11 protein-coding genes and 1 pseudogene are annotated in these 12,495 nt (G+C 75.1%); 4 read left to right on the forward strand and 8 right to left on the reverse strand.

Translation table 11 applies throughout. The annotated features are described in order from the left end of the window. Nucleotides 1-1,161, reverse strand: coding sequence for an L-rhamnose isomerase (gene rhaI, locus JK356_RS15730; RefSeq protein ID WP_201868588.1), 1,161 nt, complete (start codon nucleotides 1,159-1,161; stop codon nucleotides 1-3). Between the two features lie 197 nt (nucleotides 1,162-1,358). On the opposite strand from rhaI, the gene JK356_RS15735 reads away from it, so the two are divergent. The 4 genes from JK356_RS15735 to JK356_RS15750 all read left to right on the forward strand — a co-directional run bounded on the left by JK356_RS15735 (nucleotide 1,359) and on the right by JK356_RS15750 (nucleotide 5,899). Further along, complete coding sequence (locus JK356_RS15735; protein ID WP_201868589.1) at nucleotides 1,359-1,679, forward strand: L-rhamnose mutarotase; 321 nt, start codon at nucleotides 1,359-1,361, stop codon at nucleotides 1,677-1,679. A 113-nt stretch (nucleotides 1,680-1,792) separates the two neighbouring features. Beyond that, on the forward strand, nucleotides 1,793-2,815 hold the full coding sequence (locus JK356_RS15740) for a LacI family DNA-binding transcriptional regulator (RefSeq protein WP_201868590.1): 1,023 nt from the start codon (nucleotides 1,793-1,795) through the stop codon (nucleotides 2,813-2,815). Nucleotides 2,816-2,860: 45 nt separating this feature from the next. Further along, nucleotides 2,861-3,283 carry a YjbQ family protein gene (locus tag JK356_RS15745; protein WP_201868591.1) on the forward strand — a complete coding sequence of 141 codons (423 nt, stop codon included), beginning with the start codon at nucleotides 2,861-2,863 and terminating at the stop codon, nucleotides 3,281-3,283. Nucleotides 3,284-3,493: 210 nt separating this feature from the next. Continuing rightward, nucleotides 3,494-5,899, forward strand: coding sequence for a beta-galactosidase (locus JK356_RS15750; RefSeq protein WP_201868592.1), 2,406 nt, complete (start codon nucleotides 3,494-3,496; stop codon nucleotides 5,897-5,899). A 185-nt stretch (nucleotides 5,900-6,084) separates the two neighbouring features. Here JK356_RS15750 and JK356_RS15755 read toward each other — a convergent pair whose 3' ends face one another. The 7 genes and pseudogenes from JK356_RS15755 to JK356_RS15780 all read right to left on the reverse strand — a co-directional run bounded on the left by JK356_RS15755 (nucleotide 6,085) and on the right by JK356_RS15780 (nucleotide 12,477). Next, nucleotides 6,085-6,981: a sirohydrochlorin chelatase gene (locus tag JK356_RS15755; protein ID WP_201868594.1), complete on the reverse strand. Its 897-nt coding sequence runs from the start codon at nucleotides 6,979-6,981 to the stop codon at nucleotides 6,085-6,087. A 90-nt stretch (nucleotides 6,982-7,071) separates the two neighbouring features. Then, entirely contained in the window at nucleotides 7,072-8,064 is a 993-nt protein-coding gene (locus JK356_RS15760; protein WP_307815628.1) for a BadF/BadG/BcrA/BcrD ATPase family protein, read from the reverse strand. Continuing rightward, entirely contained in the window at nucleotides 8,061-8,738 is a 678-nt protein-coding gene (locus tag JK356_RS15765) for a uracil-DNA glycosylase (RefSeq protein WP_201868595.1), read from the reverse strand. Before JK356_RS15765 ends, JK356_RS15760 begins: the two co-directional genes overlap by 4 nt. 77 nt (nucleotides 8,739-8,815) lie before the next feature. Beyond that, nucleotides 8,816-9,917 (reverse strand): annotated as a pseudogene (locus JK356_RS21990) (NADP oxidoreductase). An 83-nt stretch (nucleotides 9,918-10,000) separates the two neighbouring features. Beyond that, nucleotides 10,001-10,612 carry a TetR/AcrR family transcriptional regulator gene (locus tag JK356_RS15770; protein ID WP_201868597.1) on the reverse strand — a complete coding sequence of 204 codons (612 nt, stop codon included), beginning with the start codon at nucleotides 10,610-10,612 and terminating at the stop codon, nucleotides 10,001-10,003. Nucleotides 10,613-10,788: 176 nt separating this feature from the next. Then, nucleotides 10,789-11,484, reverse strand: a complete 696-nt coding sequence (locus JK356_RS15775) for an HAD family hydrolase (RefSeq protein ID WP_201868599.1) — start codon at nucleotides 11,482-11,484, stop codon at nucleotides 10,789-10,791. Nucleotides 11,485-11,532: 48 nt separating this feature from the next. After that, complete coding sequence (locus JK356_RS15780) at nucleotides 11,533-12,477, reverse strand: M56 family metallopeptidase (RefSeq protein ID WP_201868600.1); 945 nt, start codon at nucleotides 12,475-12,477, stop codon at nucleotides 11,533-11,535. Nucleotides 12,478-12,495 lie beyond the last annotated feature (18 nt).

The raw sequence follows: 12,495 nt of genomic DNA on the forward strand, positions 1-12,495 counted from the left end.
TCACGCCCCCCAGCCGGCCTGCTGGCCGCCCTTGCGGTCCTCGACGATCCGCTGCGCCCAGCCGGAACGCTGGTACGCCGCGATCGGATCCGGGTCCAGGCCCATCTCCTCGCGCACCTCGGCGAGCAGCGGCCTGACGTCCGTGTTGAACGCGTCCATCAGCACGGCGTTGGCACCGAGCACGTCGCCGGCGGCCTGCGCGGCCGTCAGCGCCTCACGGTCCACCAGCAGCGCCTTGGCCGTGGCCTCCTGGACGTTCATCACCGAGCGGATGACCGCCGGGATCTTCGGCTCGATGTTGTGGCACTGGTCCAGCATGAAGGCCACCTCGTCGGTGTACCCGCCGCCGCGCACCACCTCGGTCATGATGCGGAACAGCTGGAACGGGTCGGCCGCGCCCACCATCAGGTCGTCGTCGGCGTAGAAGCGGGAGTTGAAGTCGAAGCCGCCGAGCTTCCCCTCGCGCAGCAGCACCGCGACGATGAACTCGATGTTGGTGCCCGGCGCGTGGTGGCCGGTGTCCACCACGACCTTCGCCTTCGGTCCCAGCCTGAGGCAGTGGGCGAACGCGGTGCCCCAGTCAGGCACGTCGGTGGTGTAGAAGGCGGGCTCGAAGAGCTTGTACTCCAGCAGCAGCCGCTGGTCGTCGCCGAGCCGCTCGTAGACGGCCGCCAGCGCCTCGGCGAGCCGGTCCTGGCGGGAGCGGATGTCGTCCTGCCCGGGGTAGTTGGTGCCGTCGGAGAACCACAGCTTCAGGTCGCGGGAGCCCGTCGCGTCCATGATGTCGACGCACTCCATCAGGTGGCCCAGGGCCTTGCGGCGCACGGCGGGGTCCGGGTGGCAGACGCTGCCGAGCTTGTAGTCGTCGTCCTGGAAGACGTTGGCGTTGATGGCGCCGATGCGCAGGCCGAGGCCGCGGGCGTAGTCGGCCAGCGCCGCGTAGTCGTCGACCTTGTCCCACGGGATGTGCAGCGCGACAGAGGGCGCGACACCGGTGTAACGGTGCACCTGCGCGGCGTCGTCGAGCTTCTCCTGCGGAGTGCGCGGCACTCCGGGCTGAGCGAAAACCTTGAAGCGGGTGCCGGAGTTTCCGTAGCCCCACGACGGGGTTTCGATGACCTGTGAGGTCAGGGCCGCCTTAACGGCGGAGGGGACGGTCATGCGATCAGGGCTCCCTGGACCGTAATGAATCGTTTCACTGAGCGTCGACGCTAAGAGTGGCGGAGCGGCGCTGTCAAGGGAGACGTCGCGTACCGGAGCGCCACTCGATCGAGTGAGCGGGCCTTGACCGGGGCCGGGCCGGTGGCTAGCTTGCGTCCAATCCTGGAAATGAAACCTTTCAGAAGGGCGTCGACGTCGTGCAGCGGGTGTGTTTTCTGCTGAAGGTCCGCGAGGACCGGGCCGAGGAGTACAAGAAACGGCACGCCGAGGTGTGGCCGGAGATGCGCGAGGCCCTGTCGGCGGCGGGCTGGCACAACTACTCGCTCTTCCTCCGCCCGGACGGCCTTCTCGTCGGCTACCTGGAGACCGAGGACTTCGAGGCGGCGCAGCGCGCCATGGCCGAGACCGACGTCAACGCCCGCTGGCAGGCCGAGATGGCGCCGTTCTTCGAGTCGCTCGACGGGGCGCGGCCCGACGAGGCCATGAAACCCCTCACCGAGGTGTTCCACCTCGACTGACCCTGACCGCCCGGACGGAAGACTCCCTGGTACGAGGGCGTGTGAACGGGTGGCCGAATGTCTACGATGGCCCGGCGGTAACCGCCGGTAACGAAACGAACGGGGCACGGCAGATGGCGCACACGGTGGGCATCAAAGAGGTGGCGCGGCAGGCCGGGGTGTCGGTGGGAACGGTCTCCAACGTCATCAACCGGCCGCACATGGTGGCCGAGGAGACCCGCCTGCGCGTCCAGGCCGCCATCAGCGAGCTCGGCTACGTCCGCAGCGAGTCGGCACGGCAGCTGCGCGCCGGGCAGAGCCGCATCATCGCCCTGCTCGTGCTCGACATGGGCAACCCGTTCTTCGTGGACGTGGCCGCCGGCGCCGAGCGCGTCGCCCGTGCCTCCCAGCTGGGCGTCATGCTCTGCAACAGCGCCCAGTCGGCCTCGGAGGAGGCCGACTACCTCTCCCTCTTCGCCGAGCAGCGGGTCAGGGGCGTCCTGGTCACGCCCGCCGACATGTCGGGCCGGAACCTGTCCGAGTTCCGCCGCCACGGCATCCCGTTCGTCTTCGTGGACCGGGTGCTGCCCAGCGCCGAGGGCTGCTCCGTCTCCGTCGACGACGTCCTCGGCGGCACCATGGCCGTGCGCCACCTGCTGCAGCAGGGGCACACCAGCATTGCCTACGTCAGCGGCCCGATGTCGCTCCAGCAGTGCCAGGACCGGATGGAGGGGGCGCTGGCCGCGCTGGCAGAGGCCGGGCTGGACGACACCGCCCTGCACCACGTGCAGGCCGGGCTGCTGGACGTGCCGTCCGGGCGCGAGGCCGGCAGCCGCCTGCTGGCCATGGACCCCCGGCCCTCCGCCGTGTTCTGCGCCAACGACCTGCTGGCGCTCGGCGTGCTCCAGGCGCTCTTCGCCGCCGGGGTGCGGGTGCCCGACGACATGGCGCTGATCGGGTACGACGACATCGAGTTCGCCGCGGCCGCCGCCGTGCCCCTCACCTCCGTGCGCCAGCCCGCGGTCCGCATGGGGCGGCAGGCCGCCGAACTGCTGCTGGAGGAGACGGGGGAGGGCGCCGACCGCCACCAGCACCAGCGCATCGTCTTCGAGCCGGAGCTGGTCGTCCGCGAGTCCAGCCGCGGTCCCCGCGGCTGAACCGGCGCGGCCGCCCGGTCCCCTCAGACCCGTAGCGTGGAATACATGAGCGACACCTTCCGCACCAGCGTCCTGCACGTGACGACCGGCTCCACCGAGTCCGTCACGGACCTGACCCGCGACTGCGAGGAGTTCCTCGCCCAGGCCGCCGCGGGGCGCGACGGACTGCTGAACGTCTTCGTGCCGCACGCCACCGCGGGCGTAGCCATCCTCGAGACCGGCGCGGGCAGCGACGACGACCTGCTCGCCGCGCTGCGTGACCTGCTGCCCGCCGACGACCGGTGGCGTCACCGCCACGGCAGCCCGGGGCACGGCAGGGACCACGTCCTCCCCGCGATCGTGCCACCGCACGCCACGCTGCCCGTCGTCGGCGGCCAGCTCATGCTCGGTACCTGGCAGTCGGTGTGCCTGGTGGACACCAACGGCGACAACCCGCAGCGCCAGGTGCGGCTCAGTTTCCTGGGCTGATCCGGTCGCGGGGACGTCGCACCGCCTGACCGGCGCACCGCGGCGCGCAGCCGCCCGGCGGGCAGCGGCAGGCGCGGACCCCAGCTGACCCGCCGGACCCCCGCCGGGCCGGGCGGAAGGAGCAGCACCACCGGCGGAGCAGCACCGCGCCGCAAGCCCCGCCGACTGCCCCACGACCGCCCCTGCGACCACCGCTGTCACACCGATCGGATGGCTTACCGCACCGTGAACCAGACCCCCCGCCCCGACGGCTCCCACCAGCCCGGACACTCCGGCACAGCGGCGCGGCCCCGCCGTATCCGCGTGCCCGGGCCCGCGCCCGTGATCCCCGCCCCGCTCGCCATGGGAGACCCGGCCGGCCTGCCGCAGCGCCTGCGGCTGACGTCGCGTTACCTCGAGCGCGACGGCTCCCCGTGGTTCCCCGTGATGGGGGAGTACCACTTCAGCCGCGACCATCCCGCCCGCTGGGAGCGGGAGCTGCGGAAGATGAGGGCCGGCGGCGTCAGCGTCGTCGCCACCTACCTGCTGTGGATCATCCACGAGGAGGTCCGCGGCACCGTCCGCTGGGACGGCCAGCGCGACCTGCGCCGCTTCGTCGAGACCGCCGGCCGCGCCGGCCTGGAGGTAGTGCTGCGCATCGGCCCCTGGGCACACGGCGAGACCCGTAACGGCGGCTTCCCCGACTGGCTGCAGGCGCTGCCCCTGGCCCACCGCACCAACGACCCCGCCTACCTGGAGCTCGTCCGCGGCTGGTACACCGCCATCGCGGAGCAGGTACGCGGGCTCTTCCACGGCGAGGACAACCCCGCCGGGCCCGTCATCGGCATCCAGGTGGACAACGAGCTGTACGACCAGCCGGAACACCTGCGCACGCTGCGCCAGCTCGCCGAGCAGGCGGGCATGCGCGCCTCGCTGTGGACGGCGACCGGCTGGGGCGGAGCCCAGCTGCCCCGCGGCGCGCTGCTGCCCGTGTACGCCGGCTACCCGGATGCCTTCTGGGAAGACTCGGAGACCGGCTGGCCCGCGTCCGCCGCCACGCACTTCACCTACACCACGCTCCGCGACGACCTGTCGGTGGGCGCCGACCTGCGCGGCACCTCCGCCGGCACTTCCTCCGGCGCGGCGGACAGCCAGGACCCGTGGCCCTTCGCGACCTGCGAACTGGGCGGCGGCATGCAGACCGCCTACCACCGGCGCCCCCTGGTCGATCCCGATGACGTCGCCGCCCTCGCGCTGACCAAGCTCGGCAGCGGCTCCGCCTGGCAGGGGTACTACCTCTACCACGGCGTCACCCAGGTCCTCGGCGACCTCTCCACCACGCAGGAGTCGCACGCGACGGGCTATCCCAACGACCTGCCCGTGCTCGACTACGACTTCTTCGCCCCGGTCGGCGCCGCCGGGGGCCAGCGCCCGCACTACCACCAGCTCCGCCGCCAGCACCTGCTGCTTGAGGCCTTCGGCAGCCAGCTCGCCACGTACCCGGCGGTCCTGCCGCCACCCGGCGACCCGGTCCGCTGGGCGGTGCGCGGGGACGGCGAGCGCGGATACCTCTTCTTCACCAACCACCAGCCGGCCGCGGCGCCGCTGCCGGACGCCGGCGACGTGCAGTTCACGGTGGAACTCGGCACCCGCACCGTCACCGTGCCCAGCGCCCCCTGCACCCTGCCGTCCGGGGCCTACGGGGTATGGCCGCTGCGGCAGCGCGTCGGCAGCATCCCGGCCCTCACCGCGACCGCCCAGCCCCTCACCCGGATCGACACCGCGCGCGGCCCGGTCGTCCTGTTCGCCGCCACCGGGGGAGTGGACGTCGAACTGCGGCTGGAAGGCGTAGCGGCGGCGGACGTGAGCGGTGCCGGCGTCCGCGAGGAGGACGGCAGCCTCCTCGCCGTCCCCCACGCCGCGCCCGGTCTCGGCGCCGAGGTCACCGTCGCCGGAACGACCCTGGTCTTCCTCGATCCCGCCACGGCTGACGCGGTATGGAAGGGCACCATCGACGGCCGGGAAAGCCTCGTGGTGTGGCACGGGGACGGATGGTTCGACGAGGACGGCTTCCGCGTCGTGGAACCGGACCGGGCGGCCGTCATCGGCGTCTGCCCCGCCCTGCGGCACGCGGACCTTGCGCAGGCACCGGCCGCGGGCACGGTCTTCACCCGCTACACCGTCCCGGGCCAGGACGGCGTGCGCCGCCTCGCCGTCCCGCCGTTCACGGATCCCGCCGTGGCGCCCGTGCGCACCGGGGGCAGCGCCGGGCGGCTCTCCGCGCCCACGGACGCCGACTTCGCGGCGCTCACGCCGGTAGCGGTGCCGGTGGACGACGAGGTGTTCGACGGCGCCGAGCAGGTGATCCTGCGGCTGGACTGGACAGGCGACGTCATCCGCGTCTACGCGGGCGAGCGGCTCATCGCCGACCAGTTCTGGTCGGGACGGCCGCTCGAGGTGGACCTGACGCCCCACCGCGAGGCGGTCCGGGACGGTGGCCTGCGGCTGCGGGCGTTCGCCTGGGACCCCGACACGCGGGTGTACGTCGACCCGCGGGTGCGCCCTGAGACGGCCCAGCCCGTGCTCGAGATACGCGAGGCAGCGCTGCACCCGGTCCGCACCCGCTCGCTGCGGTAGGAGCCCCCTCGCCTCCGCGGCTTCCGGGGCTTCGCCGCAGCGCCGGCCCGCAGCGCAGGTCCGCGGGGCCCGGCCGGCGCCCCGGCAGGGACGGGGCAGAGCGCCAGACGCGAAAGCGCCGTTCCGTGCGGCCGGCGGAAACCGGCCGGGAACGGCGCGGAAACGGGCGGCCCGCTGACGCCGGGTCAGCGCAGTGGCGCGCCCGGCTGCTGCGGGTTGATGCCCAGCTCGGTCATGTACGCGGACAGCACCAGCTTGCCCACGGCCGGATAGGCCCCCAGCGGCTCGGAGGCCGCGCAGCCCGCCTCGGTGGCCGCCGACTTCAGCAGCCCCTCGGGCAGTTCCGGACCGATCGCACAGGGCGCAAGCGCCAGCTGCTGCGACCCCGACTCGAGAAGCTTGTTCGCCGTCTCGGCGACCGCCCCCTCCTGGTCGAGCGCCGCCGCGAGCACCGGCACCGCCAGCCGCGCCGACAGCAGCATGCCCGTGATGCCCGCCGCCTTCACGGCCTCTTCGCCGCCCACGGCGGCCAGCACGATGCCGTCGGCGGCCGTGGCGACGGTGAACAGCCGCGCCCGGTCAGCGCGGGCCAGACCCGCCTCGGAGAGCCGCACGTGCACCGCCTCCGCCAGCAGCGGGTGGGGACCCAGCACGTCGGTCACCGCTGCGCCCGTGCCGCTGTCGCTCACCGCCTGGCGTATGACCTCGCCGTGGGCGCTGCCCGGGCTCGTCAGCAGCGGCACCACGACCGCGGGCGGCCACTCGGCGCCGGCCTCACCGCCGCGCTCCGCCGCGGCCACCTGCGCGAGCACCCCGGCCAGCGCGGGGAACTCCTCGTCATTGTCGGCCCCTTCGGCGAAGGCCACACGGGCGTCCAGGCCCGGCAGCTCCGCCCGCGCGATACTCACCACCTCTTCGGCGAGACCACGGCTCGCCGAAGACGGCTGACCGGGCACGGCCAGCACCAGCGAGGGCGCGCCCTCGGGCGCGGTGACGGGCTCCGGGCGCCGGTGGCGACCGGGCTTGCGGGGTCGCGGCATTCGAACGGGCAGGCCGGAAGCTGGCCCAGTGGGGGAGCTCATGTCGTGGCATGTTAATGCCTTGCGGCCAGCCGTGGTTCCCCCGGGGGACCCGTTGCGCCACGCCCCTGCGGCCGGGCCCGTGCCCGCCGTTCAGCCCGCCACGCGGAGCAGTGCCGGATCAGCGGGCAGCCGGAGCGTGCCGGCGGCCAGCCGGGCCGCGATCCGTACCGCGCCGTCCAGCGGCCCACCGCGGGCGGACACCACCGACGCCCGGGGAATCCGGTGCGCCAGCTCCTCACGCAGCGGCCCGGTCAGCGGCTCGCCGGCGCCGAACAGCCCGCCCGTCAGGGCCACCTCACCCTCGCCGCCCGGGCACGCGGCCGCGGCCGTCACGGCGATCTGCCGGGCCGCTTCCCGCAGGATGCCTGCCGCCACCTCGTCGGGCGGCTCGGCCGCCGCGCAGGCGGCCACCTCGGGAGCGAACCGTCCCAGCAGCGCGGGCCGGTCCGGCCGCGGATACAGCTGCCCGGGCAGGCCGGCCGGCTCGCCGAACACCTCCCGCAGGCGCGCCAGCAGCGCCGCGGAACCGCCCTCGCGGCCGTCGTAGGCCCGCAGGGCCGCCTCCAGCCCGGCCCGGCCGATCCACGCCCCGCCACCGCAGTCGCCCAGCAGGTGGCCCCAGCCGTCCACCCGGTGCCACCGCCGCAGGTCGGTGCCGACCGCGATCACGCCGGTGCCCGCCGCCACCACCACGCCGGGACGCTCGCCCAGCGCCCCCGCGTAGCCCGTCACCGCGTCGGCCGCCAGCGCCAGGCGGCGCACCCCCAGCGCGGCTGCCAGGGCGCCCGGCAGCACCGCCCGCAGGTCGTCGCCGAGCGTCGCCATGCCCGCGGCTCCCACGCACACGGCGTCCACCCGCTCACCCGCCCCGGCCCGGCCCAGCAGCTCCCGCGCGGCGGGCACCACCCGCGACAGCAGCGCCTCGGCGTCGATACCGGAGCCGCCCGTGGGCACCGGATCCGCCGCCGGCGCCTCGCCCCGCGGCTCAGGCTCGCCGCTTGCGCCCGCGCGGGCCAGCGCGACGCGCAAGCCGGAGCCGCCGGAATCCACCCCCAGCACCCATGCCGCGGGCGCCCCGGTCACGGCAGCTTCCAGTCCACGGGCGGCGCCCCCTGCTGCGCGAGCAGCGCGTTGGCCCGGCTGAAAGGACGGGAGCCGAAGAAGCCGCGGTCCGCCGACATCGGCGACGGATGGGCCGACTCGATCGCCGGCACACCGCGCAGCAGCGGCCGCAGGCTCCGGGCGTCCCGGCCCCACAGGATCGCCACCAGCGGCGTGCCCCGGGCCGCCAGCGCGCGGATCGCCTGGTCGGTGACCTCCTCCCAGCCCTTGCCGCGGTGCGCGCCCGGCCGGCGCGGCGCCGTCGTCAGCGCCCGGTTCAGCAAGAGCACGCCCTGCTCGGTCCACGGCGTCAGGTCCCCGGTCGACGGGCGGGGGAGGCCCAGGTCGCTTGTCAGCTCCCGGAAGATGTTCTCCAGGCTGCCCGGCAGCGGCCGGACCTCCGGCGCCACCGAGAAACTCAGGCCCACCGCGTGACCCGGCGTGGGGTACGGATCCTGACCCACGATCAGCACCCGCACCTCCTCGAACGGCTGCTGGAAGGCCCGCAGAACGCGGTCGCCCGCCGGCAGGTACGTCCGGCCCGCCGCTACCTCAGCGCGCAGGAAGTCGCCCATCGCGGCGATCCGCCCGGCCACCGGGGCCAGCGCCTTCGCCCAGCCCGCCTCGACGATCTCATCCAATGGTCGTGCTGCCACGGTCCGTCACCCTACTGGCCCGGATGGCTGCGCATCGAGGCACCGCCGCGGCCCGGTCCCGTACCCCGTACCGCGCGTCACGCGGCGCGCGCCGCCAGCAGCCCCGCCCACCCGGGGATCGTCACCGTGCCGCGCGACAGCGACCGCCCCGGGGCCGCCTCCGCCGCCTCGATGCGCAGCCTTCCGGGCCACCCGACCGGATCGGGTCCCGCCGCCCGCAGCGTCCAGCGGCCCCAGCACCTCCCGGTCGGCCAGCAGCGAGAACACCGTCTCCTGCGCGCACGGCCGGTTCGACCCGATGACGCCGCTCGGCCCCCGCTTGATCCACCCGGCCACGTGCTCGCCCGGTGAGGCGGCGCCGTCCCGCAGCACCCGGCCCGCCGCGTGCGACCGTTCCGCGGTCCGCGTCGAACGGCACCCGGTAGCCGACCGACCGCAGTACCAGGCCGGCCGCGATCTCCACGGACCGCCCGGTGCCGGTGCCCCCCCCCGGGCCGCTGGGCGCGGTCCGCTCGGAGCGCACCGCCCGCGCCGCGCCGCGCCCGTCGTTAAGGACCGGGGCCGGGCGCAGGAAGAACCGCAGCCACAGCCGCGCCGCCCCGGCAGCCCGGCCGGGTCCGCGCAGCCGGGGCCGGCGGCCAGTTCCCCGGGAACGACGCCGGCGCGCACGCCCGGCAGCGTGCCCAGCTCCCGCAGCTCCTTGGTGGTGAACCTCGCCTGCGACGGCCCGCGCCGGCCCGCCATGTCCACCTCGCGCACCCCGCTGGCGGCCAGCGCTTCCAGCGGCGCCTGCGGCATGTCCGTCGCCGGCCCGCTCCCCGCCAGATCCCCGCCGGGGATCCCCAGCCGGCGGTCACAGGCGGCACCTACACCACCGCGTGGTAGAGCTGTCTCACCTCCGCCGGGCTGACGCCGCCCTCGCCGACCGGCACGTTGCCCGGGGACCGCGCCCCGGGCCGCTCCGGACGCGGCGCAGACTGTGCTGGAGTGACGTGAACTTCTCGTTGTCCGGAGCGACGCCGTACCGCACCAGGCCGTACGGGCACGGCAGCCGGTCCAGGACATCCGGTCCAGGACATCGACGAGCAGCAGATCCCGCCACGCGCCGCTGAGGCCGAGCAGCGCCTGCGCCGTGTACACCCCGCTCGGCCCGGACCCGGCAGCAGCGATTCGCGGCATGCCTGCTCCCTGCGCCGGAAGTCACCACGGCGCTACCAGGGGCCCGCCGGACGGCGGCGGGCGGGAGAGGGCGTCCGGTGCTCTCAGCCGCCGTCCGCCGGCGGGAACCCGCGCTCCCACGGCAGCCCGTAGCGCGCGAACAGCTCCGCCCGCAGCCGGGAAAGCGGCATCGGGGCCCCCGGCAGCAGCTGCGCCACGACCGCCCCCATCAGCAGGGCGCGCAGCAGCGTGTAGTCACGCTCCGGGTCGGCGGCCCCGTAGCGCGCCACCGTCTCGCGCAGCAGCTCGGCCAGCCGCTGCTGCTCGGCGCACTGGATGAAACCTTCCTCCTGGAGCAGGCCCGCCATGTGCGCCCGCATCAGCACCGGCTGGTCGCGGGCCAGGCCCAGGATGGCGTCGATGGCCCTGGCCAGCATCTCGTCCCCCGCGCGCGGGCCCTGCGGGCGCGGCTCGCGCTCCAGCGCCTCCGCCAGCGTCAGGTGCATCAGCCGGTGCACGGCGGACTGCACAAGCTGGCGTTTCCCCGGGAAGTAGTAGGAGATCAGGCCGCGCGCGGAGCCAGCCCGGTCGGCGATGTCCGCGATGGTGGTGGCCTCGTACCCCTTCTCCGACACCAGCTCGACCGCCGCCTCGAGCAGTCGCTGCCGCGAACGCCGGCGCAGCTCTTCATTGACGGATGCGCTGCGAGGGGACATGCTGGACTCCCGCGTTGACTGGCTCGCAGCCAATATACTGAGCGCGTCCTTCAGACTCGCCCCCGGCCCCCTGGCCGGGGTGCGCGGTGTGCACAGATGCCGCATCGGGCGGCGCGGGGGACCGCCCGATGCGGCGTCGGTGCCGCGGCTTGCTGCCGCCCTTCCCGGCCGGCCCGTCAGCCCGCCCTCTCAAGCACCGGCAGCAGCGCCGTGGCCCGCTGTTCCACGGGCAGCGGCTCGACGAAGTGCACCGCGCAGCCCAGCGCCGCCGCACCGCCGTCGGCGGGCACGCTGTCGCCCACCATGAGCGCCTGGCCGGGTGCCACCCCCAGTGCCTCGCAGGCCGCCGCGAACAGCCCCGGCTCCGGCTTGACCATGCCGTGCTCGTACGACAGCGCGTACGCGTCGACATAGTCGCTCAGCCCGTGCGCGGCCAGCACCGGGCGCAGGTCCCAGCCGATGTTGCTCACCACGGCGACGCCCACGCCCCGCTCCCGCAGCTCCCGCAGCACGCGGGCGGCGTCGGGGTACGGGTGCCAGGCGTCCGCCTCCATGTGCCGGTCGTACAGGGCGTCGTACAGCGCGGGGTCCGGCAGCGGCACCTGGCGTGCCAGCGCCGTGAACAGTTCCCGGTGGCGGGCCGCGTCCCGGTCGCGGTCACGCCACAGCCCGGCCAGCGGCGGCGGTACCTCACGGGGGAGTGACCCCCCGGGCAGCGCCCCCGCCTGGTCCAGGGCGGCGGCGAGCCGGTCACGCTCCGCAGCGGGCAGCGAGATCCCCGCCCGGCGCAGGACCGTACCCAGCCACACCGGCGAGGGCTCGATGCGCATCAGCGTGCCGGAAAAGTCGAAGAGCACTCCCGAGATGGCCATTCCACGATCCTGCCGCCCGGCGGGCACCCCCGCTACCGCACGGCCGCCTCAGCCGCGCAGCGCGGACAGCCCGGGGGCGAACGCCACCAGCAGCGGCACGACGGGGACCACGGCCGCCGCCGCCGTCATCCGCAGCCGGCGGCCCGCCGTCCACCGCCGGGCCGGGGACAGCAGCCGGTCGACGCGCTGCGGCAGCTGCCCCTCCCGCCGGGCGTGGCAGCCGAAGACGCCGCGGTCCTCGTTCAGGCCCGTCAGCGCCAGCGCGGTGGCCAGGCGCCCCACGCGCCGCGAGGCGACGTCGTCGGCGGCCAGCTCCGTGAGCCGGTGTACCTGCCGGCGGAACTCCGCGAAGACCGGCACCCCCGGGAAACCGTTGGCCAGGGCGCCCGCGCAGTACAGCAGCCAGTGGTGCCGGGCGCGCGCGTGCCCCTGTTCGTGCGCCAGCACCGCATCCAGCTGCCGCCGGGTGAGCCGCCGCAGCGCGCCCGTGGTGATGACCAGCCGCGTCACCGGGCCCGGAAGCGCCCAGGCCCCCGGCCGGTCGTCCTCCAGCACCACGAGCCGGTCACCGGGCTCCGCCGGCTCGCCCGGCAGCCGCGGCGCGCGGCTGAGCAGCTCGGTCCGGCGCCGCCGGCGCTCGGCGCGGGAGCGCCGCACCTCGCGGGTGAGCATCACAGCTGTCCACACCCCGCCGCCCGCGAGCGCGACCGCCACCGCGGCCGCCCACCGCTGTCCCTGGTGCGGCAGCGCGTACGCCTCGATCACGGCGCTCGGCGCCGGTGCGAAGACGTGCCCGCGCACCTCGTGCCACGCCGCCGACCCGGCCAGCGCCATCGCCAGCACGCAGCACAGCAGCACCGCCGCCACGACGCACTGCCACACCCACAGCGCGAGCACCGGCTCGCGGTCCGGCCACGTGCGCCGGGCCATGATGCGGGGCGCCGTGGCCGCCGTCAGCCCGCCGAGCGTGAGCAGCGTCAGCGCGATCAGCATGCCGCCAGCCTAGAACGG

This window comes from Streptomyces sp. 7-21, from assembly GCF_016741785.1.
In the GTDB taxonomy this organism is placed as follows: Bacteria; Actinomycetota; Actinomycetes; order Streptomycetales; family Streptomycetaceae; genus Streptomyces.

Bases quoted from the DNA above. Each gene is read 5' to 3' on its own strand.
- rhaI (WP_201868588.1), bottom strand. From the start codon at position 1,161: ATGACCGTCCCCTCCGCCGTTAAGGCGGCCCTGACCTCACAGGTCATC.
- JK356_RS15740 (WP_201868590.1), top strand. From the start codon at position 1,793: ATGGCGCACACGGTGGGCATCAAAGAGGTGGCGCGGCAGGCCGGGGTG.
- JK356_RS15745 (WP_201868591.1), top strand. From the start codon at position 2,861: ATGAGCGACACCTTCCGCACCAGCGTCCTGCACGTGACGACCGGCTCC.
- JK356_RS15750 (WP_201868592.1), top strand. From the start codon at position 3,494: ATGGCTTACCGCACCGTGAACCAGACCCCCCGCCCCGACGGCTCCCAC.
- JK356_RS15755 (WP_201868594.1), bottom strand. From the start codon at position 6,981: ATGAGCTCCCCCACTGGGCCAGCTTCCGGCCTGCCCGTTCGAATGCCG.
- JK356_RS15770 (WP_201868597.1), bottom strand. From the start codon at position 10,612: ATGTCCCCTCGCAGCGCATCCGTCAATGAAGAGCTGCGCCGGCGTTCG.
- JK356_RS15775 (WP_201868599.1), bottom strand. From the start codon at position 11,484: ATGGCCATCTCGGGAGTGCTCTTCGACTTTTCCGGCACGCTGATGCGC.
- JK356_RS15780 (WP_201868600.1), bottom strand. From the start codon at position 12,477: ATGCTGATCGCGCTGACGCTGCTCACGCTCGGCGGGCTGACGGCGGCC.